This window comes from Pseudomonas fluorescens, assembly GCF_902497625.1.
GTDB lineage: Bacteria > Pseudomonadota > Gammaproteobacteria > Pseudomonadales > Pseudomonadaceae > Aquipseudomonas > Aquipseudomonas fluorescens_BQ.
On sequence record NZ_CABVGX010000003.1, the window covers coordinates 1 to 20,451 of the forward strand.

The window sequence follows — 20,451 nt, forward strand, 5'->3', positions numbered from 1 at the left end:
TCAACCGAGGCGCGCATTCTACAGCGCTCCGTGTTTCTGTCAAGCGGTTATTTTAAGAAGTTTTCAAAGTTTCGCTTGGAAATCCTTAACAACTTCAACCACTTGCGCTTCCGATCTCTCGTTAGCGGGAGGCGAATTCTACAGCGTTACTCGCTGCTGTCAACACCTCTTTTTCTCCGCTTTCGACCGAGAAGATCGAATCGTTAAAAGAGCCAAACAACACCGCCCTTCCAACTCCTTCCAGGCTTCGATGATCTGAAGCAAGCTCGCTATCGAAAACTGCGTAACTCTTTGTTTACCAAGGAGTTTCCCGTTTCGACTGCGCCGGAAGTGGGGCGAATTATAGACTTCCAGAATCTGCCGTCAACCCCTGATTTACGCTTTTCTCGCAGAATCTTGTTTTCCACCCTTTAAACGAGGAATTCGTCGGGCAACAGACGGCAGACGCAATACTAACAACAGGGCACCTATAGAGGCGTAAAAAGCCCACTCTTTAAGGTCGGCGCGAACAATCCACAGCATGTGCAGCAGACCAAGCCCCAGAATCACATAAACCAACCGATGCAGCTTTTTCCAGCGAACGCCCAACCGTCGCTGGCTGTAGCGATTGGACGTAACTGCCAGCGCCAATAAGCCAAGAAACCCGAGTGCGCCGACTATGATGTAAGGGCGCTTGCGCAGTTCGACACCCAACTGGGACCAATCGAAACCGAGGATGAACGCGGTGTAACCGGACAGATGCAGCACGACGTAAGCAAAACACCACAAACCCAGCTGCCGCCGGACAGCAATCCACCCCGCCCAGCCTGTAAGTTTCTGCAGGGGCGTCATGCTTAACGTCACCAAGAGCAACACCAACGTCCCCAAGCCAAGCCGATCAACCAATACTTTGCCCGGGTCAGGCCCAAGGGTATCCGCCCATGCCTGATACAGCCAAAGCAGAGGCCACACCGCCGCCGCAATAAAGACGCCAACACGCCACAACGGATATCGCATTAATAGTTCTTCCGCAGATCGAGGCCTGTATATAGAGAAGCGACTTCATCCGAGTAGCCATTGAACATCTGCGTGTCGCGCACGTTGGGCTTGAACAGACCGCTGGGTAAACGCCGTTCGCGCGCTTGTGTCCAGCGCGGATGATCCACAGTCGGATTGACGTTGGCATAGAAACCATACTCATCGGCCGCGATACTCTGCCAGGTTGTCTTCGGCTGCTCACTGACAAGGCTGACCCGCACAATGGACTTGACGCTCTTGAAGCCGTACTTCCACGGCACCACCAAGCGTAGTGGCGCGCCATTCTGATTCGGCAATTCACGCCCATACATACCCACCGCAAGAATGGCCAACGGGTTCATCGCCTCATCCAACCGCAAGCCCTCGACATAAGGCCAGTCGATCAAGGCAAAACCCGAGCGTTGCCCCGGCATGGTCTTAGGGTCCTGCAAGGTTTCGAAGCGGATAAATTTGGCTTTGGAGGTCGGCTCAACTTCCTTGAGCAACGCCGAGATCGGAAAGCCAATCCACGGGATGACCATCGACCACGCCTCGACACAGCGCAGACGGTAGATTCGCTCCTCCAACTGGTAAGGCTTCATGAAGTCTTCCAGCGCGTAGCGGCCGGGCTTTCCCACCTCCCCGTCGACTACCACGCTCCAGGGCTCGGTTTTCAGCGAGCCTGCGTTGGCAGCCGGGTCGCCTTTATCGGTGCCGAACTCATAAAAATTGTTGTAGTGAGTCGCATCCTTGAACGGCGTGATCGCCTCATCCTTGACGTTGACTGCTCCCCATTGAGTGGAAGGCAGCTTGTCGGCAAACCACGCAGGCGCTTTGCCCGGCTCGACATCGGCGTAGCGCGCCGGATCGGCTGCACCGGCCCAACGCGGCAGGCTGCCCACGGCCAGACCGGCCGCAGCGGCACCGAGCAGATGGCGGCGAGAAAGATAGAAAGATTCGGGCGTGACATCTGACTCAAGACAGTCGGATGACTTGGGGATATTGATGAGCATGGCGACTCCGCAGTATTGGGCAACTGATGTACCAATAGACTGCGGAGTATGGGGAACATTACATTAAGGCAATGTTTTGTGCCGACGCAGACGCAGCAAATATTGCACCGGACCGGAGGCCGCGTAGGCGAGGAACACCAGCAACAGGATTCGTGGCGGATCGCTGAACACGACAGCGAACACAAGGACCACGGCGAGGATCGCCACGAAAGGTACGCGCCCCTTCAGGTCCAGTTCCTTGAAGCTGTTGTATTTGATGTTACTGACCATCAGCATGCCGGCAGCGGCAACCATCAAGGCAACCAGGAATGACATCTTCGAACCCTGGATCCCGAAATCGCTGAACGCCCAGACGATACCGGCGACCACACCCGCCGCGGCCGGACTGGCCAGACCGATGAAATAGCGTTTGTCCGCCGTGCCCACCTGAGTGTTGAAACGTGCCAGGCGAAGTGCCGCGCCCGCCACATAGATGAAGGCCACCATCCAGCCGACCTTGCCCATATCGCCCAGCGCCCAACCGAATGCCAGCAATGCCGGTGCGACACCAAAAGCCACCATGTCCGACAGCGAGTCATATTCGGCGCCAAAAGCGCTTTGCGTATTGGTCATGCGTGCAACGCGACCGTCGAGGCCGTCAAGCACCATCGCAACAAAGATGGCGATCGCTGCGAATGCAAAATACTTGCTCGCATTGACCGAATCACCCGCACTCAAGGCGGCCTGAGCGCTCATGGAGTTGATGATGGAATAAAACCCCGCGAACAGATTCGCAGTGGTGAACAGATTCGGCAGAAGATAGATACCACGATGCCGGACTTTACGGCCTTCCGCGTCATGCCCTTCCTCAATGTGCTCATCAATGGGCAGCAGGCTTTCGGCGTCAGAAGCCTGGTTTGGCTCTTCGGGACGTTCGCTCATGGACATTACCTTGCAACTGGGTGGAAAAATTTCGACAAGTGTCTGGGACGACGGTTCGGCCGCAAACGATGGAGCTTTATACCAGAACCGATCCCCCAAACGAAAAAACGCGGCCTGGGCCGCGTCTTCCGTACAAGAGTGCGACTTAGTTTTTGGCTTTGTCGACGATCTTGTTGGCACCGATCCACGGCATCATGGAGCGCAGTTGCTCGCCGATGATTTCGATACCGTGAGCAGCATTGTTACGACGCTTGGCGGTCATCGAAGGATAGCCGGTTGCCCCTTCGCTGATGAACATCTTCGCGTATTCGCCGTCCTGAATACGTTTCAGGGCGTTGCGCATGGCCTGACGGGATTCGGCGTTGATCACTTCCGGACCCGTTACATACTCGCCGTACTCGGCGTTGTTGGAGATCGAGTAGTTCATGTTGGCGATGCCGCCTTCGTACATGAGGTCAACGATCAGCTTCAATTCGTGCAGGCATTCGAAGTAGGCCATTTCCGGCGCGTAGCCAGCTTCAACCAGGGTTTCGAAACCGGCTTTGACCAGTTCAACGGTACCGCCACAAAGAACGGCTTGCTCGCCGAACAGGTCGGTTTCGGTTTCGTCCTTGAAGGTGGTTTCGATGATGCCGGTACGACCGCCACCCACGCCGGCAGCGTAGGACAGCGCAACGTTTTTGGCGTTGCCCGAAGCGTCCTGATAGATAGCGATCAGGTCAGGAATACCGCCGCCCTTGACGAACTCGGAACGCACGGTGTGACCCGGTGCTTTCGGCGCGATCATGATCACGTCGAGGTCAGCGCGCGGAACCACCTGGTTGTAGTGAATCGCGAAACCGTGGGAGAAGGCCAGGGTGGCGCCCTTCTTGATGTTCGGCTCGATTTCGTTCTTGTACAGAGCGGACTGGAACTCGTCCGGGGTCAGGATCATGACCAGGTCGGCAGCAGCGACAGCAGAAGCAACGTCGGTCACTTTCAGGCCGTGAGCTTCAGCTTTGGCAACAGTCGCCGAACCTTTACGCAGGCCAACGGTGACGTCCACGCCGGAATCTTTCAGGTTGCACGCTTGAGCGTGGCCCTGGGAACCGTAACCAATGATGGCAACTTTCTTGCCCTGGATGATCGACAGGTCACAGTCTTTCTCGTAATAAACTTTCATGAAATTCCCCTATATATCCAGGCCGTTCAGGCCATTCGCTAATTTGGTTTAGATGCTGAGTACTTTGTCGCCGCGGGCGATACCGGTTACGCCGCTGCGGACGGTTTCCAGAATCGACGCGGTGCCGATGGACTGAATGAAGCTGTCAAGCTTGTCGCTGGTACCGGTCAGTTGAACGGTATACACGCTGGCGCTGACATCGACGATCTGCCCACGGTAAATATCGGTAGTGCGTTTGATCTCGGCGCGCTGGGCGCCGGTCGCCTTGACCTTGACCAGCATCAGTTCGCGCTCGATGTGAGCACTCTCCGAGAGGTCGACCAACTTGACCACTTCGATCAACTTGTTGAGGTTCTTGGTGATCTGCTCGATCACTTCATCATGCCCGACAGTGGTCAACGTCAGACGCGACAATGTCGGGTCTTCGGTCGGCGCCACGGTCAGGCTTTCGATGTTGTAGTTGCGCTGCGAGAACAGGCCGACTACACGAGACAGAGCGCCAGGTTCGTTTTCCAGAAGCAAGGAAATAATGTGCCGCATGATTAAGTACGCTCCGTCTTGCTCAGCCACATATCGCGCATGGAGCCGTCTTTGATCTGCATTGGATAGACGTGCTCGCTGGTGTCTACCGATACATCTATGATCACCAGGCGATCTTTCATGGCGAACGCCTCTGCCATCTGCGATTTCAGGTCTTTCGAATCGGTGATGCGCACGCCGACGTGACCGTAAGCTTCGGCCAGCTTGACGAAATCAGGCAACGATTCCATGTAGGAGTGAGAGTGGCGGCTGCCATAACTCATGTCCTGCCATTGACGAACCATGCCCAGCACACCGTTGTTCAGAATGACGATCTTGACCGGCAAACCGTACTGCAGGCAGGTCGACAGCTCCTGGATGTTCATCTGGATGCTGCCTTCGCCCGTTACGCAAACGACATCATCATCCGGAAAACTCAACTTGATGCCCATGGCTGCCGGAAAACCGAAGCCCATGGTGCCCAGACCGCCGGAGTTGATCCAGCGATTGGGCTTGTTGAACGTGTAGTACTGCGCAGCGAACATCTGGTGCTGGCCGACGTCGGAGGCAACATAGGCATCGCCTTTGGTGACTTCGCACAGGGTTTCGATCACGGTTTGAGGCTTGATGACGCTGCCGTCACCCTTGTCATAAGGGAACAGCCCGCGATCATCGCGCCACTCATCAACCTGCTTCCACCAGCTGGCGACCGAGTCCTTGTTCGGCGTCTCGCCGATTTCCTTGAGAATCGCGACCATTTCGGTCAGGACGCTCTCGACCGGACCCACGATAGGCACGTCGGCCTTGATGGTCTTGGAAATCGAAGCCGGATCGATATCGATGTGAATGATCTTGGCATTCGGGCAGAACTTCGCCGGGCCGTTGATCACACGATCGTCGAAACGCGCGCCGACAGCGAGAATCACATCGGCATGGTGCATCGCCAGGTTGGCGGTGTAGCTGCCGTGCATGCCGAGCATGCCGATGAACTGACGGTCGGAGCCAGGATACGCGCCCAGGCCCATCAGGGTATTGGTGACTGGCAGGTTGAGCATTTTCGCCAGCTCGGTCAGCGGCGCGGAGCCGCCACCGAGGATCACGCCGCCGCCTGCGTACATCACCGGACGCTTGGCCGCCAGGAGCATTTCTGCGGCCTTGCGGATTTGCCCGGAGTGTCCGCGAACCGCCGGACTGTAGGAACGCAGCTTGGCTTTCTTCGGGAAGATGTATTCGAATTTCTCGGCCGGGTTGGTCATGTCTTTCGGGATGTCGACAACGACCGGGCCCGGACGACCGGATTGCGCCAGGTAGAAAGCTTTCTTCATGACTTCCGGGATTTCCGAAGCGTGCTTGATCATGAAGCTGTGCTTCACGATCGGCCGGGAGATACCGATCATGTCGGTTTCCTGGAACGCATCGGTGCCTACCATAGTGCTGGGCACCTGGCCGGAAATGACCACCATCGGAATGGAGTCCATGTAGGCCGTGGCAATACCGGTAATGGCGTTGGTCGCGCCCGGGCCGGATGTCACCAGTACCACACCGGCTTTACCGGTGGCACGGGCATAACCGTCAGCCATATGGGTCGCGGCCTGTTCGTGACGAACCAGAATGTGGGTCACTTCCGGTTCTTTGAACAGGGCATCGTAGACATGAAGAAGAGCACCGCCCGGGTACCCGTAGATGTATTTGACGCCTTCGTCACGCAAAAAGCGGACGAGCATCTCACCGCCAGATAAAAGCTCCACGTTGTTCACCTCTAAAACGCCAGAATACCGTCCACATACAAGAGGACGGGTCTTAATAGGTTTACTTCTCGGCAGAGCATGAGCGACGGTGGTCGCCGACAACGTCAGCACTGACTGAGCAAGTATTGGGATCGTCCCAGTATTGCGGGCCTTTCCCACCCAGCGCGAGGTAACGCGTTGCGGGTGTAACAGGTCGGCGCGGGTGTGCGCCTCATGATCTGCCGAGTGGGTCTGCTTCTGGCAGTCCCTCTACAGCGGACTTTGGATTCTTCTGTTTCGCCCTCTCCAAGTCAAGTCGTCAATGTGCTTTATTGAAGTAAGCACATGAGAAAGCAAGAAAAAACCGCCAAAGCGTCACTGTGTTAGCTTCAATTGCGCGACCCACGACAAGGAAATGCCATGCGATCGATGTTCCTCATTGCCAGCCTGCTGATCAGCCCTGCATGCATGGCAGGCCAGATCTACAAATGGGTCGATGCCCAAGGCGTGACTCACTTCGGTGCTCAGCCGCCGCAAGGCCAGGAAGCGAGCACGCTGACACCCGCTGCGCCGCCCGCCAGCAAATCGCTGCCGACACAGAGCGGCACGCCCATCGGCGATCAGCAGGCGATCGATAAACAAGTGAAAAAGCAGGTCGCCAAACAGGAAGCCGAGCTGAAGGTTTTTTGCGAACAGGCACGCACGAATCTGGCACAGCTGCAGAACAATCCACGCGTGCGAGAAGAGGTGGAGGGTGAGATGCGCCGATTGAGTGAAGAGCAGCGTAAGGAGCGGATTGTCGAAGCCCAGCGGCAGATTACTGAAAACTGCTCGTAGGAGCCGCCGAGCGAAGCGAGACTGCGATCTTTTGGTTCTGCATTTGGAACAACCACATTAAAAGATCGCAGCCTCGTTTCACTCGACAGCTCCTACGGTTCCACCGGGACAGCCGTCAGCGGGACTGCGTGATCAGGAGATCGAACTCTTTGAGCAGAACCTGCAATTGCCGATCCTTGCCTTGAACATTGCGCGCGGCGAAGACCATTTCGGCCATTTCCTGGATCCCGGAAGCGTTCGGCAAAGGCAGATCCTGCTCGAGGATGATCTTCATGCGCGGCAGGAAGATCCACTGCAACCACTGTTCAAAGTCCAGTGTGTCGACCGAGAAAGGCTCGACACTGGACAAGGCTTCGGCTGAGGGCGAGTCATCTTCCCACCAGCCTTGAACCCGCAGTTCGCGCTCGATCAGCAGCAGCTGCTCGGCAATTTTCGGAAAGCGTGCGTCCATCAGGAAGCTACCTTGGCCTTCTGACGGGCCAATGCAGCGCCAGCGGAATCACCCTGTTTCTCACGGGCCTGCGCGATCAATTCCCAGAGACTGGCCTGCAGCGCAGGGCGACCATTGGCGAACGTCAGACCACGACGGGCAAGCTGCTCAGCCTGGCCCGCATCACCTTGAGCCATGCGCACTTGAGCCAGTCGATAAAGGACCTGCGGCTCACGTGGCGCAACGCGCTGAGCGCGTTCGAGGCTGGAAGTCGCGCCATTCAGATCGCCGCCCGCCTGCTGTTGCTGAGCAGTGGTCAGCAGCGCCAGCACCGGGCCATCGAGCTGCTCGTCGGCGGACAGACCGCCCGAGCTCGCCGAAGGAATGCCGCTCGGCGTCGCCGGCATGCTGTAGCTGCCCTGATTGACCGGCGCCGATTGCACCGGCGACGTATCGATCGGGCCTGGCGTGATCGGGCCTGGCGTGATCGGGCCTGGCGTGATCGGTGACGTGCTGATCGGCGCCGATGCAACGGCGCCGCCACCGGGCACCATCACGACTACGCCGGTATCACCCTGAGGAATCGCTTGCGTCTGGTTTTGCACAGGACGTTGTACCGTCGTCTGCCGAAAACCGCCGTTGGCCGAAACACGTTCGCTATTGGAGACGGCGCTGCCGGAATCCACTACAGGAATCGAACCACGCTGCACGCTGGAGCAACCGCTGAGCAAAGCCACGGCGGCAACCGCTGGAATCAACCACTTGTTCACTTGAAACCCTCTTTGCTTAGTTCATCCAGCCCTTGACCCAATCCATCACCGTTTCGCCGGAAGCAGGGCTTTCGCCACCGCAAGGCGGGCCGGGAGGTGGTTCGCTGCCGCGAATATACGGCATCTGCACGGCGCCTGGGCAGTTGCCATCGGAACCTTGCCCGGTCCGGGAATCGACCCAGGCCTGAACGATATTATCCGGTTGCGGCATGTCCAGCGGCAATGGGTCAGCCTTGCGCATGAAACTGGTCCAGACCTGCAACGCACCGGTGGCCCCGGTGAACGGTGTTTTACCGTTATCGTCGCGCCCCAGCCAGACAACAGCCAGCAGATCCTGACTGAACCCTGCGAACCAGCTGTCACGCGAGTCGTTACTGGTACCGGTCTTGCCAGCCAGGGTCAGGGTTTTCGGCAGTACGTTGTACACCGAACTGCCGGTCCCCTCTCGCATCACGCGCTGCATGGCGCTTTGCACCAGATAGATGGAAGCCGGATCGAAACGCTGCTGAATCTGGAATGGATAGCGCTTGAGCGGCTCACCCTCGGCCGTCAAGACGCTGCGAATTCCACGCATTGGCGTATTAAAACCGCCGTTGGCCAACGTTTGATACATCGTCGCCACTTCAATCGGCGTCAGACCACCAGCACCCAGCAACATCGACGGGAATGCCGGAAACTCGCGACTGACACCCAGACGCGCCAGGGTTTTCAGCACGTTCGGCACGCCCACCGCCAAGCCAAGCCGCGCGGTCGACAGGTTGTAGGAATGCGCCAGACCTTGATAGAGGAAAACCGTACCGTGGGATCGGCGATCATAGTTCTGCGGCTTCCACACCTGGCCGTCCGCACCTTTGACCGAGAACGAATCATCCGACAGCCAACTGGTCAGCGTGTACTGGCTTGGTTTCTCCAGCGCGGTCAGGTACACCGCCGGCTTGATCAGGGAGCCGATCGGTCGCACCGCATCCAGCGCCCGGTTGAAACCGGCAAAACTGGCCTGACGGCTGCCGATCATGGCTTGCACTTCACCGGTTTCCGGGTTGGTCACGACCATTGCCGCTTCCACTTCATCGGAACCTTTGCGCCCGGACAACCGCTTGAAGGTGTCATTGACCGACGCTTCGGCTTTCATCTGCAGGATCGGGTCAAAACTGGTGAAAATCCGCAGACCTTCTTCGGTCAAGTCTTCGTCCCGGTAGTCCTCGCGCAACTGGCGTTTGACCAGGTCGATGAACCCCGGGAAGGAGCTGTCGGCCAACTTGCCACGCGTGGTCACGCCCAGTGGCATTTTCTTCGCGGCGGCGACCTGCTCGGCACTGGCAACACCTTGTTGCTCAAGCACATCGAGCACCAGATTACGTCGCTCAAGCGCCCGCTCGGGATTGCGACGCGGGTTGTAGTAGGAAGGCCCTTTGACCATGCCGACCAGCATGGCCACCTGGTGCAGCTTCAACTCCGACAGCGGCTGCCCGAAGAAAAACTGGCTGGCCAGCCCGAAACCGTGCACTGCGCGCTGACCGTCCTGACCGACGAACACTTCATTGAGGTAAGCCTCAAGAATTTCGCGCTTGTCGTAATGCAGCTCAAGCAGCATCGCCATCATGGCTTCGGTGAGTTTGCGCGTCAGGCTGCGCTCGCTCGTCAGATAAAAGTTTTTTACCAGCTGTTGCGTGAGCGTACTACCGCCCTGGGTCATCTTCCCGCCGGAGGTGTTGACGTAAACGGCGCGCGCAATGGATTTTGGCGAAACGCCCCAGTGGCTATAGAAGTCCCGGTCTTCCACGGCCACCAGGGTTTCCAGCAGGTAAGGCGGCACCTGGTCCAGCTTGATCAGAATGCGGTCTTCGAGATTCTTCGGATAAATCCCGCCGATCAGCAGCGGCTCCAGGCGCACGACTGAAAGCTTCGAGCCGTTGGTAGCGGACAATTCGGCCACGTAGTCGCCGGAGAACCGTACACGCACAGGCTGAGCTTTCTCCAAACCTTCATAAAACTGAAAGCCTCGGGTATTCAGGTCGACGGTGTTACCGCTGACCGCCGCAGCGCCCGGGCCGTTGCTCACGCTTTCACGGCGATAACCCAAAGCATCGAGCTCGGTGAGGAAGTCTGCTTTGCTCAACTTCTGCCCGGTGAACAATTCCAGCGGGCGCGCGTAGACCTTGGCCGGGATGGTCCAGCGCTTGCCGGAAAACTTCTCCTGGACGACCGCGTCAAGGTAAACCGCGAATCCGGCGAGCACTACAAGGCCGACCAGACTGAGTTTAAGGGCCCAGCCCAGCCAGGGGCGCATGCCCTTGGAAGGTGGTTTTTTGGGTGTGCGGGGGGATCGAGTACGAGTCATGGCGGCGGATTATACGCACTTTATTCATACTCGACAGACGCCCTCTGAGGTTTGCGTCGGGCGGACTTGCCGCCATAATGACGGCCGTGAATTTTCCCAGACTCTGAAGGAACGCCTGTGAGCCAGTCCCTGATCGCTGCCCTGCAAAATCCCGCCCTCTACCCGCATCCTGTAGACGGGTTTCAGGTCATCGAGACCCATATCTCCTGGGTTATTCTCACGGGCCCCTTCGCCTATAAATTGAAGAAACCGGTGAATTTCGGTTTTCTTGATTTCACCAGCCTCGACGCCCGCGAGCATTTCTGCGCTGAAGAACTGCGCCTTAATCAGCGTTTGACCAAGGATTTGTATCTCGAAGTATTGCCGATTACCGGGAGTGCCGAGGCTCCGCAGTGGGGTGGCGACGGTCCGGTCGTCGATTTCGCCTTGAAAATGCGTCAATTCCCACAAAGCCAGTTGCTCAGCACTCTACAAGCCAACGGCGAGTTGACCACCGCACATATCGACGAAATGGCCGCGCAGATCGCTCAGTTCCACCTCGATGCGCCTAAAGTGCCCGCCGAACATGATGCCGGCACGCCAGACAGCGTCATGGCCCCGGTACGGCAGAACTTCGAGCAGATTCTCCCGTTTCTCAGCGACAAGGCCGACCTGCTGCAACTCGACGCCTTGCAAGCATGGGCCGAAAGCAGCTTCGAACGTCTCAAGCCTCTGCTCGCTCAGCGCAAGGCCAGCGGTTTCATCCGCGAATGCCACGGTGATATCCACTTGGGCAACGCCACCGTGATCGACGGCAGCGTGGTAATTTTCGACTGCATCGAATTCAACGAGCCTTTCCGTTTCACCGACGTGTACGCGGACACCGGCTTCCTGGCGATGGACCTCGAAGACCGGGGGCTGAAAAGCCTGGCCCGCCGGTTTGTCAGCCAATACCTGGAGCTCACCGGCGATTACCAGGGCCTTGAGGTGTTGAACTTCTATAAAGCCTACCGTGCCATGGTTCGCGCCAAGGTCAGCCTGTTCAGCATGCCGGCCGAAGCCGATCCGGTGCAGCGCGCCACGACACTGCGTCAGTACCGCAATTACGCCAACCTGGCCGAAAGCTACAGCACCATTCCTTCGCGATTCATGGCAATTACCCACGGCGTCTCCGCTGTAGGCAAAAGCCACGTGGCCATGCGTCTGGTCGAAGCACTGGGCGCGATTCGCCTGCGTTCCGATATTGAACGCAAGCGTCTGTTCGGCGCACAAACCGTCACCAACGATCCACAGGCCGGCATCTACAGCGCTGAAGCGAGTGCTGCGACCTACACCCGTTTGCATGAGATTGCCGGAGTCATCCTGCACGCGGGTTTCCCGGTGGTCATCGATGCGACCTACCTCAAGCGCGAACAACGCGACGGCGCCGCAGCTGTCGCCGAATCGACTGGCGCGCCGTTCCTCATCCTTGATTGCAATGCCCCGCAGGCCGTGATCGAAAGCTGGCTGACGCTGCGTCAAGCGGACAATAAGGATCCGTCCGACGCCACTCTGGCCGTTATCGAGGCCCAACAGGTCAGTCGCGAAGCCCTGACGCCGGCAGAGATCCTGTGTAGCAAACGCGTTCAGACCAACGAGAGCGGAACACTCGATACCGTTGTCGCGCAGATCCGCCAGCGCCTGCCCGGCTTGTAAAAACTATTTGAGCTGTGAAGCCCTTGCCGGCTTCACGGACACCAAATAGTGGCACTATACTGGCGTCATAAAACTAACAGGTGATCTGACATGAGCCAGCCCAAACTTCTCGACACCCCGCTCTATGCCTTGCTGCACAAAGACGATATCACCGGGTTCAACAACGAGCGCCCCTCTGACGGAGCCGTCGACATGGTGGGAGGCGACTTTCGTGGCCTGGACCTGCGGGAGTTGAACGCTGACGGCGTCGACTTCGCAGATGCTTATTTCCGTTCGGCTGACCTGCGCGGTATTGATTTCAGAAATTCCAATCTGCAAGGCGCGAGCCTGGCCCACGCGCAGATATCCGGCGCTTATTTTCCAGTTGAATTGAGTGCAGACGAAATTCTGATGTCGATGAATTTCGGTACACGCCTGCGCTATCGCACTCGCTAAGAGCTGTAGCTGACCAAAGATCCGGCGCCCCCGCTTGCGCCGGACTGTAGACACTGTCTGCCTGGTCGACCTGACCATCCTGCTGCCTGCTCCAACATTCGCTGCCGCCAGCTTGGTGGTCTTAGAACCTTTCTGCATTGAAACACACCAAACGAACACACTTTTCCTACTGATGACTACACTCCTCAGAGGCTTGCCCCACGCTCCATTCGGCTGTCGCAAGGAGGCTTGATGAATGATGAATTGCAGCACCTGAAAAACCTTGGCAAGACATCGGCACAATGGCTGCACGCCGTCGGCATACATAGTGCTTCTGATCTGCGTCGCCTGGGGGCGGTGGATGCTTACCGAGCGGTACGCACGCGCGGGTTCCGAGCTTCCAAAGTGTTGTTGTATGCCATTGAAGGCGCTTTGATGGATGTGCACTGGAACGACATTCCGGCAGAGCGCAAGGAAGCCTTGAACAAACAACTTGAAGCCATCTCGTCACGCCACAAGAACTGAACGGGCGATGCTGCATGTATTTACTCGGAGAACAACCGGCTTACGCCGATGCTTTGATCAATCGACTGCAAACCATTCCCGGCCATCTAATGGCTGGCCTGTCGCCCAGTGGACCGGCTATCGAGGTTGCAGCCACAGACGATCTGGCAGCATCGCTGCCCGGCGATCAGATATTTGTCCTGGAGAGTGGTTCGCTGCAGGGCTGCGTCAACGAACGCCCGTTGTTTTATCTGCATGAAGGCGATCTGATTGGTTTGCGCCAGGACAGCGACTTGGCCCGTGCGCGTTTGTACAGCGATAACCCGGTGACATTAAGGCCCTACCGGCGATCTGAGGTGTTCCAGCATATTTTTGCTGAAGAGCATCGATCGGAACTCTTACTGGAATACCTGACCGGTCAGACCGCGCTGCTCTGCGATGCGGTCGCGCGCCTCAAACCACCTGAGTTTCGCAGCACCAATGGTTTCCAGCGCGTTGCTGATGGCGCGGTGCTTATCAGTCAGGGCGATGAGGCGGATCATGTATTCATCATCATTGAGGGCCACGCCGAAGCGTTCGTCGATGGAGTCAAAGTGGGTGACGTGCCCAAGGATGAAATTTTCGGCGCGATGGCGGTGTTCACCGGTGAAAGACGCAACGCGAGCGTGATTGCCAGCGAACCGAGCACCGTCATGTTGATTCCGAAAGACCAGTTTTTGACCCTGACTCAAAGCAATCCGAAGATCGCTCACAGCCTGATCGAGAACATGGCTCGGCGCATTGATCTGTTGAACAAGCAGATTATTCCACTGAGCAGATCCGGCAATGCTGCCTGAAAGGCTGGAAAAGTCGGGGCTATCGACGCAAATACACACGGTCTTCAAAGCAGATGAAAAAGAGCTGTTGACATGGTAATGAGAATCGCTATGATTATCACAACTGGTCGCGAGACTGGTCGATATTTGAAAAGCCCTTGGTTCGGACTCTCAGATATCTCCTCATCAGGCTAATCACGGTTATTTGACCCGGCTCTTGCCGGGTCTTTTTTTGCCTGCATAAAACTGTGGCTACTTCTCGAACTGCTTGCGCATCTGCGCGCAGTAATCGACAACCGGCGTGGAGGGTGTGTACCAGACGTAATCGGCCATTGCCACAGTGACGTCACTGCCCTGCTGCGCCAGCATCAGAACCGTTGGCGCTTCCGGCGCACCCAAGTCAAGCACATGGATGGGCACACCGACGTCCTTGCGCGCATGGTAAGCGCCAGCAAACAGCACCGACGGTGTCGGCGCCTCAAGCAAGCGTTCGGCCATGCGCAAGTCACGTTGTTGCTGCACCGCTAGCATTGCCGGCATTTGCCCTGTGGGCAGCAGGCCGCAATGGGATTCACCGATTTGCGCCAGCAGCTCATTTTTGACTGAGGCCGCATTCGATCGCGCGCCGTTCAAGGTTGGGGGTTTCGTATAAAAGGCGCGCAGCTCGACAGCATCCAGGTTGGCGGCCAACAGTGGATAGGGCTGACTCAGCGCGAAGCGGATCACTGGCTCGTACAGCGCCCAGTCCCAACCTTTCTGCCAGGCCAGCGCGGCGGGCAAATCTGCCGGCATGGAAGACGCACGTCGCACTGCGTCTAATTTGGGTTGTTGATCCGGCGTAAGCATTTCCAACAGCAAACTGCCTTGAGGTCGCTGCTGGCCCAGCGTCTGTAACAACCACAACTGCAGCGTATGGTGATCGCGATTGTCGTGTTGCTCACCCACAATCAAGCGGGGAGTCTTGGCCAGCTGCGCGATCAGCTCGTGAGGCGTAACCGCCTGACCGTTGCGCAGGTCTCGAATCTCGCCCACGACCGGCGGTGGCGCCGAACCATGCTGACAGGCACTTAGCAGCATCAGCGCCGCAATCAAAAAAAGACGCATACCCTCCCCCCTTTTGAACAGATCAGCGGGCGATGATAAGTGGATGCCCACGCTCCGGATGAGCCTGTACCAGCACTTCCAGACCGAAGACCGCTTTGAGCGGTTCCGGGCGCAGTACCCGCTCCGGCGTGTCAAGTGCGATGGCCCGCCCACCTTCCAGCAGTAACAGGCGGTCACAATAGCGTGCCGCCAGGTTCAAATCATGCAGGATCACCAGTACCGCTGCGCCCCGATCGGCAAACGCGCGCACTGCCTGCAAAGTCGTGTGCTGATGCAAGGGGTCGAGCATTGAAGTCGGCTCGTCAAGCAACAGCGTTTGTCCTGCTTCGCCCGGCCAGAGCTGTGCCAGGACACGGGCCAGATGCACCCGCTGACGCTCGCCGCCCGACAACGCCAGATAGCTGCGCCCCTGCAAGTGGCTGGCGTCCGCGGCCTGCAGTGCCGCTGCGATGATTTCATCGTCGCGTACCTTTCCGCTTTGATGCGGCAAGCGGCCCATGCCGACCACTTCCTCGACACGGAAGGCGAAGTCGAGGGTTGATACTTGCGGCAATACGGCCAGGCGTTGCGCTCGTTGCGTACCGGTCCAGTCGCGCAGTTCGCGAGCATCCAGCCATACGCTTGGCTGATCAGCTTGCAATTCACCACACAAGGCGCCCAGCAGCGTGCTTTTGCCCGCGCCGTTGGGGCCCAGAACGCCGAGGATTTCTCCTGGCCTGAGTTCGAGCGTGATGTCCGTCAACACGATTTTGCGGCCTCGGCGGATGTGCAGGTTCTGCGTTCGCAGCATCAGGCGCGCCCTCGCAACAGCAAATACAGAAAGACCGGCGCACCGATCATGGCGGTGACTATGCCGATCGGCAGTTCCGCCGGCGCCAGCGCCAGCCGCGCGACCAGATCTGCAAACAACAGCAGGCTGGCACCCGCCAGTATCGAGGCTGGCAGCAACACTCGATGATCGGGACCGGACAGCAGCCGTACCAGGTGCGGCACCACCAATCCGACAAACCCGATCATCCCCGCCGCCGCCACGGCGGCACCGACGCCCAGTGCCGTACACAGCACCAGTTCGCGCTTGAGCCGTTCGACGTCGATACCCAGGTGACCGGCCTCCGACTCTCCGAGCAACAAAGCATTCAATGCCTTGGCGCGCCGCGGCAACCACAGCGCTACACCGAGGCTGATCAACAAGAGCGGCCACAGTCGCGAATAACTGGCGCCGTTAAGACTACCCAGATTCCAGAACGTCAGCGTGCGCAGGGTCGCGTCGTCCGCCAGGTAGGTAAACAGACCCACGATGGCACCGGCCAGCGCTGTCAAGGCAAGGCCGGCCAGAAGCATGGTTGCAACATCGGTGCGGCCGTTGGTCCGGCCCAGTCGATAGACCAATGCCGTTACCGCCAGACCGCCGAGAAAAGCGCACAGCGACAGCAGATATGGACCGAGGAATTCTGGCAACCCTCCGAGCATCGAGCCGCCCACGATTGCAACCGCCGCGCCTAATGCCGCACCCCCCGAAACCCCCACCAGACCCGGATCGGCCAACGGATTGCGAAACAACCCCTGCATTGCCACGCCCGAGAGCGCCAGCACACCGCCTACCGCCAACCCCAGCACAGTTCTCGGTAAGCGAATCTGGCCGAGGATCAGTTCAGCCTGTTCCAATCCGTCCCCGGCAAAGGGCAGCCCGAGCATGCGCAAGCTAACGCGCAACGTGTCGAAAAGCGGCAAGCTCACCGGGCCGAGCGCCAGCGACAACCAGATCGCCAGCAGACACAGGAGGCTCAGACCAATGAACAACGTGCGCGGTTTGACCAGGACTGTCATTGCCCGGCAGTGCCGGGAAAGAAACCGTCAGACAGTTTTTCCAGCGCATCAGGCAAGCGTGGCCCGAGCCCGCCAACCAGCAACGTTGGATCAAGCTCCATGACGCGAGCGTTGCGGGCTGCGCGGGTCGAGGACAGGATCGGATTCTCCTTGAACAACGCTGCACGCGCCGCCTCGCCGACAAGCGCGCGGTCTGCGAACACCAGCACTTCGGGATCCAGACTAATCAATGACTCGCTGGAAAATGGCTTGTAACCGCTGTGCGTCGCCAGATTGTGTCCGCCCGCCTGGCGGATCATCCAGTCGGCAGCCGTGTCCTTGCCGGCGATCAGCGGTTTACCACCGGCATGACCCAGCAGCATCAGCACGCCGGGAGACGGATGTATCAGTTGCGCTTTGGTAACGCGGATTTTCTGCCGCTCAAGCCGTTGTTGATAATCCAGGAACAACCGCGTCGCCCTGTCCTGCGCGCCGAGCAACTTGCCCAACTTTTGCAAGTTAGTCTGCAAGGCCGGCACATCGGGTTGGGCAGAAAACAATTCAACCTGCACGCCCGCACTGCGAATCTGCGAGAGTACTGGCGGCGGCCCCATTTCTTCGGTGCCGACCAGAATGTGCGGACGCAAGCTCAGCACGCCCTCCGCTGACAATTGCCGCTGGTAGCCGATGCTGGGTAACGTTTTAAGGCTTGCCGGATGCTGACTGGTGGTATCGACGCCCACCAGTTTCGACTCCCCGCCCAGCGCACTGACCCACTCCGACAGCGCGCCGCCGGCACTGACCCAGCGCTGGGGCAACTCGGCTGCGCCAACGTGGTGACTGGCGAACAATCCGAGGCAGAGCGCGGCAACGCGGGCAGTCAGGCTCATGGACAACTTCCTTGAAGGTTTGCAGGCATAGGGGTGACAGGCCAAGTATCCTCGGCATCAGGCATCAGCGCCCGAACGGGGCAGGCGGCCATTTGATAATTGTTTGCATTTGAACGTCAAGCTCGGACATTTCCGGTCACGAGTCAGGCACCTCTGAGGATACACATGAAGTTTCTATGTGCAGGCACGGACATCAGCGAAGCCAGCAGCCGCGGATTCGACCTCGACGGGCAAAAACTTTTTGCCGTACGCCGGAGCGGACACGTCCATGTCTACATCAACCGCTGCCCGCACCGCGGTGTGGGGCTGGAATGGAAGCCGGACCAATTTCTCGATGCCAGTAACAGCTTGATTCAATGCGCGACCCACGGCGCCCTGTTTCTCATCGAAGACGGTGAGTGCGTGTCCGGACCTTGCGCCGGCCAGTCTCTCACCAGCGTCGAATCCCGCGAGGATGAACAAGGCATCTGGATCAACCCTTAGCCGTTGAGCAAAACGTCCAGACGTCGATCCACAACCATTTCTTCGTGACTCAGCCGCGCCCCGTATGCCAGCACCTCAACACCGCACGCCACCGCTTCGCGTAACGCTGCCGCGTAGGCCGAATCGATTTCTTCTGCAGGACGCACGGCATCAATGCCGCTGAGGTTGACACAATAAAGCTGCACCGCACGAATGCCGTCCCGCGCCAGATGCGCCAATTCGCGCAGATGCTTGGCTCCGCGCTGGGTCACCGCATCGGGAAAGGCGGCCACGGACGATCCGTCGTAACCCAGGGTGACACTTTTGACTTCCACGTACGCCGGTCCACGTGGGTACTCGAGGCGGAAATCGATGCGGCTGCTTTCCTGCCCGTAGGCCACCTCGCGCCGTAATTGGGTAAACCCGTTCAGCTCGGTAATCAAGCCTGCGCGCAAGGCTTCCTCGATCAGACCATTGGCCCGTCCGGTGTTGACGCAAAACAGGCGTCCCTGTGGGGTCTCGCCGATTTCCCAAGTGCCCGGCAACTTGCGTTTAGGGTCGTTGGAGCGACTGAACCAGACCTGCCCGCCCTCAACCTGGCAATTGAGCATCGAGCCAGTATTGGGACAGTGAATGGTCAGCAACTCACCATGAACGGTTTCGATGTCGGCAAGAAAACGCTTGTAACGGCGGATCAAACGACCTTCTTGGAGCGGAGGGTGAAAGCGCATCAGCCTTGCCAGCTCCGTAAACCACGAGCAATGCGCTCGACCGCTTCCTCCAGTCGCGCAAGACTCTGCGTGTAGGCAAATCGCACGTGATGCCCGGCCTGATAGCGTCCGAAGTCCAGACCCGGAGTGATCGCCACGTGTTCGGTTTCCAGGAAGTGTCGGCAAAATGCGAAGGCATCACCGCCGAAACGGCTGATATCAGCGTACAAATAGAAGGCGCCTTCGGGTTCCACGGCGATGCCGAAGCCGAGCTCGCGTAATGCAGGCAGCAGGAAGTCGCGACGGCGACCGAACTCGGCGCGACGCTCTTCCAGGATGCTGATGGTGGCCGGTTCGAAGCACGCCAGGGCGGCATGCTGGGCCATGCTCGGAGCACTGATGTAGAGGTTTTGTGCAAGTTTTTCCAGTTCACCGACCGCCGCTTGCGGTGCGACCAGCCAGCCAAGTCGCCATCCGGTCATGCCGAAATACTTTGAAAAACTATTCAAAACAAAGGCACTGTCGTCCACCTCCAGCACGCTGGCCGCATCGGTGCCGTATGTCAGGCCGTGATAAATCTCGTCTACTACAAGATGGCCATGACGCGCCTTGACGGTCGTAGACAGCCCTGCCAACTCCTCGCGGGTGAGGATTGTCCCGGTCGGATTGGCCGGGGATGCCACCAGAACGCCGACGCTGTCGTGATCCCAATGTCGCTCGATCAAATCCGGCGTCAGTTGGTAGCGCACGTCCGGACCGACCGGAACAAGCTGCGCAGCGCCTTCGACCAAGCGTAGAAAGTGCCGGTTACAGGGGTAACCCGGGTCGGCCAGCAGCCAGTGTTTTCCGGGATCCACCAGCAAGGCGCTGGCCAACAGCAGCGCGCCTGACCCACCGGGGGTGATGAGGATTCGCTGCGGATCGATGCTCAATCCGTAACGTTGCTGGTAAAACCCCGAGATCGCCTCGCGCAACTCAGGAATGCCCCGCGCAGCGGTGTAGCGGGTTTTGCCGGCTGTGAGCGCCGCCTGTCCCGCCCGGATGATCGGCTCGGCAGTGGTGAAGTCCGGCTCGCCGATTTCGAGATGGATCACATCGTGGCCGGCGGCTTGCAATTCGTTGGCCCGCGCCAGCAATGCCATGACATGAAAGGGTTCGATCGCGCGACTGCGGGCACTGTAGGGCAAAGCCATGGGTGTTCCTTCAGTGGGAAAAATGCTGATTCTACCCATGCACTGGAACGAGCGAGAACCTAAAGCGGTCACAGGCCTTGAGACCCTGGCCGCAAACGACTCGAGCGAGTGTTCCAGGTTTGACTAAAATCATTAATTGAACAGGTCTCCATCACTTCCAGAC

Annotated in this window: 21 protein-coding genes; 6 read left to right on the forward strand and 15 right to left on the reverse strand. The window is 58.4% G+C overall.

The genetic code is table 11. The features are described from left to right. Positions 1-375: 375 nt before the first annotated feature. From msrQ to F8N12_RS02590, 6 genes are all read right to left on the reverse strand, one after another. Positions 376-996 (reverse strand): protein-methionine-sulfoxide reductase heme-binding subunit MsrQ, encoded by a 621-nt coding sequence (msrQ, locus tag F8N12_RS02565; protein ID WP_150579037.1) that lies wholly within the window; start codon positions 994-996, stop codon positions 376-378. Then, positions 996-2,009 carry a protein-methionine-sulfoxide reductase catalytic subunit MsrP gene (gene msrP / locus F8N12_RS02570; RefSeq protein ID WP_150579038.1) on the reverse strand — a complete coding sequence of 338 codons (1,014 nt, stop codon included), beginning with the start codon at positions 2,007-2,009 and terminating at the stop codon, positions 996-998. The genes msrQ and msrP overlap by 1 nt, the downstream gene beginning before the upstream one ends. A 63-nt stretch (positions 2,010-2,072) precedes the next feature. Continuing rightward, positions 2,073-2,930 (reverse strand): CDP-diacylglycerol--serine O-phosphatidyltransferase, encoded by an 858-nt coding sequence (pssA, locus tag F8N12_RS02575; RefSeq protein WP_150579039.1) that lies wholly within the window; start codon positions 2,928-2,930, stop codon positions 2,073-2,075. Positions 2,931-3,075: 145 nt separating this feature from the next. Continuing rightward, a complete protein-coding gene (gene ilvC, locus F8N12_RS02580) occupies positions 3,076-4,092 on the reverse strand; it encodes a ketol-acid reductoisomerase (protein WP_007948647.1) in 1,017 nt (338 codons plus the stop codon). A 48-nt stretch (positions 4,093-4,140) separates the two neighbouring features. Further along, the gene (ilvN, locus tag F8N12_RS02585; RefSeq protein WP_003176102.1) at positions 4,141-4,632 is read right to left on the reverse strand and encodes an acetolactate synthase small subunit; all 492 of its coding nucleotides are present in this window, start codon (positions 4,630-4,632) and stop codon (positions 4,141-4,143) included. A 2-nt stretch (positions 4,633-4,634) separates the two neighbouring features. Further along, positions 4,635-6,359 carry an acetolactate synthase 3 large subunit gene (locus F8N12_RS02590; RefSeq protein WP_150579040.1) on the reverse strand — a complete coding sequence of 575 codons (1,725 nt, stop codon included), beginning with the start codon at positions 6,357-6,359 and terminating at the stop codon, positions 4,635-4,637. Positions 6,360-6,758: 399 nt separating this feature from the next. Between F8N12_RS02590 and F8N12_RS02595 the strand changes: the two genes are divergently transcribed. Beyond that, positions 6,759-7,175, forward strand: a complete 417-nt coding sequence (locus tag F8N12_RS02595) for a DUF4124 domain-containing protein (RefSeq protein ID WP_150579041.1) — start codon at positions 6,759-6,761, stop codon at positions 7,173-7,175. Between the two features lie 115 nt (positions 7,176-7,290). Here F8N12_RS02595 and F8N12_RS02600 read toward each other — a convergent pair whose 3' ends face one another. The 3 genes from F8N12_RS02600 to mrcB are packed head-to-tail and all read right to left on the reverse strand — an operon-like array spanning position 7,291 to position 10,716. Beyond that, positions 7,291-7,626 carry a YqcC family protein gene (locus F8N12_RS02600; RefSeq protein WP_150579042.1) on the reverse strand — a complete coding sequence of 112 codons (336 nt, stop codon included), beginning with the start codon at positions 7,624-7,626 and terminating at the stop codon, positions 7,291-7,293. Beyond that, positions 7,626-8,375 carry a hypothetical protein gene (locus tag F8N12_RS02605; RefSeq protein ID WP_150579043.1) on the reverse strand — a complete coding sequence of 250 codons (750 nt, stop codon included), beginning with the start codon at positions 8,373-8,375 and terminating at the stop codon, positions 7,626-7,628. Before F8N12_RS02605 ends, F8N12_RS02600 begins: the two co-directional genes overlap by 1 nt. A 16-nt stretch (positions 8,376-8,391) precedes the next feature. Next, a complete protein-coding gene (mrcB, locus tag F8N12_RS02610) occupies positions 8,392-10,716 on the reverse strand; it encodes a penicillin-binding protein 1B (RefSeq protein WP_150579044.1) in 2,325 nt (774 codons plus the stop codon). Between the two features lie 117 nt (positions 10,717-10,833). Here mrcB and F8N12_RS02615 point away from each other — a divergent pair, with 117 nt between their 5' ends. The 4 genes from F8N12_RS02615 (at position 10,834) to F8N12_RS02630 (ending at position 14,144) form a co-directional block, all read left to right on the forward strand. Continuing rightward, the gene (locus tag F8N12_RS02615; RefSeq protein WP_150579045.1) at positions 10,834-12,390 is read left to right on the forward strand and encodes an AAA family ATPase; all 1,557 of its coding nucleotides are present in this window, start codon (positions 10,834-10,836) and stop codon (positions 12,388-12,390) included. Positions 12,391-12,480: 90 nt separating this feature from the next. Further along, positions 12,481-12,825, forward strand: coding sequence for a pentapeptide repeat-containing protein (locus F8N12_RS02620; RefSeq protein WP_150579046.1), 345 nt, complete (start codon positions 12,481-12,483; stop codon positions 12,823-12,825). A 231-nt stretch (positions 12,826-13,056) separates the two neighbouring features. Further along, positions 13,057-13,329 (forward strand): TfoX/Sxy family protein, encoded by a 273-nt coding sequence (locus F8N12_RS02625; RefSeq protein ID WP_007971093.1) that lies wholly within the window; start codon positions 13,057-13,059, stop codon positions 13,327-13,329. A 14-nt stretch (positions 13,330-13,343) separates the two neighbouring features. Beyond that, positions 13,344-14,144 carry a Crp/Fnr family transcriptional regulator gene (locus F8N12_RS02630; protein WP_150579047.1) on the forward strand — a complete coding sequence of 267 codons (801 nt, stop codon included), beginning with the start codon at positions 13,344-13,346 and terminating at the stop codon, positions 14,142-14,144. Between the two features lie 231 nt (positions 14,145-14,375). Here the strand turns inward: F8N12_RS02630 and F8N12_RS02635 are convergent, their stop codons facing one another. Genes F8N12_RS02635 through F8N12_RS02650 form a run of 4 tightly spaced genes read right to left on the reverse strand, consistent with a single transcriptional unit; the run spans position 14,376 to position 17,923 of the window. Next, positions 14,376-15,227 (reverse strand): ChaN family lipoprotein, encoded by an 852-nt coding sequence (locus tag F8N12_RS02635; RefSeq protein ID WP_150579048.1) that lies wholly within the window; start codon positions 15,225-15,227, stop codon positions 14,376-14,378. A 22-nt stretch (positions 15,228-15,249) separates the two neighbouring features. Then, on the reverse strand, positions 15,250-16,017 hold the full coding sequence (locus F8N12_RS02640) for a heme ABC transporter ATP-binding protein (protein WP_150579049.1): 768 nt from the start codon (positions 16,015-16,017) through the stop codon (positions 15,250-15,252). Then, on the reverse strand, positions 16,017-17,000 hold the full coding sequence (locus tag F8N12_RS02645; RefSeq protein ID WP_191623106.1) for a FecCD family ABC transporter permease: 984 nt from the start codon (positions 16,998-17,000) through the stop codon (positions 16,017-16,019). Before F8N12_RS02645 ends, F8N12_RS02640 begins: the two co-directional genes overlap by 1 nt. A gap of 50 nt (positions 17,001-17,050) precedes the next feature. Next, on the reverse strand, positions 17,051-17,923 hold the full coding sequence (locus F8N12_RS02650) for a heme/hemin ABC transporter substrate-binding protein (protein WP_150579051.1): 873 nt from the start codon (positions 17,921-17,923) through the stop codon (positions 17,051-17,053). A gap of 165 nt (positions 17,924-18,088) precedes the next feature. Between F8N12_RS02650 and F8N12_RS02655 the strand changes: the two genes are divergently transcribed. Continuing rightward, positions 18,089-18,406 carry a Rieske (2Fe-2S) protein gene (locus F8N12_RS02655; RefSeq protein WP_150579052.1) on the forward strand — a complete coding sequence of 106 codons (318 nt, stop codon included), beginning with the start codon at positions 18,089-18,091 and terminating at the stop codon, positions 18,404-18,406. Here F8N12_RS02655 and sfsA read toward each other — a convergent pair. Together sfsA and F8N12_RS02665 are read right to left on the reverse strand one after the other, a co-directional pair. Further along, a complete protein-coding gene (sfsA, locus tag F8N12_RS02660) occupies positions 18,403-19,116 on the reverse strand; it encodes a DNA/RNA nuclease SfsA (RefSeq protein WP_150579053.1) in 714 nt (237 codons plus the stop codon). The two genes, F8N12_RS02655 and sfsA, sit on opposite strands and share 4 nt — an antisense overlap. Further along, positions 19,116-20,288: a pyridoxal phosphate-dependent aminotransferase gene (locus F8N12_RS02665; protein WP_150579054.1), complete on the reverse strand. Its 1,173-nt coding sequence runs from the start codon at positions 20,286-20,288 to the stop codon at positions 19,116-19,118. The genes sfsA and F8N12_RS02665 overlap by 1 nt, the downstream gene beginning before the upstream one ends. Between the last annotated feature and the right edge of the window lie 163 nt (positions 20,289-20,451).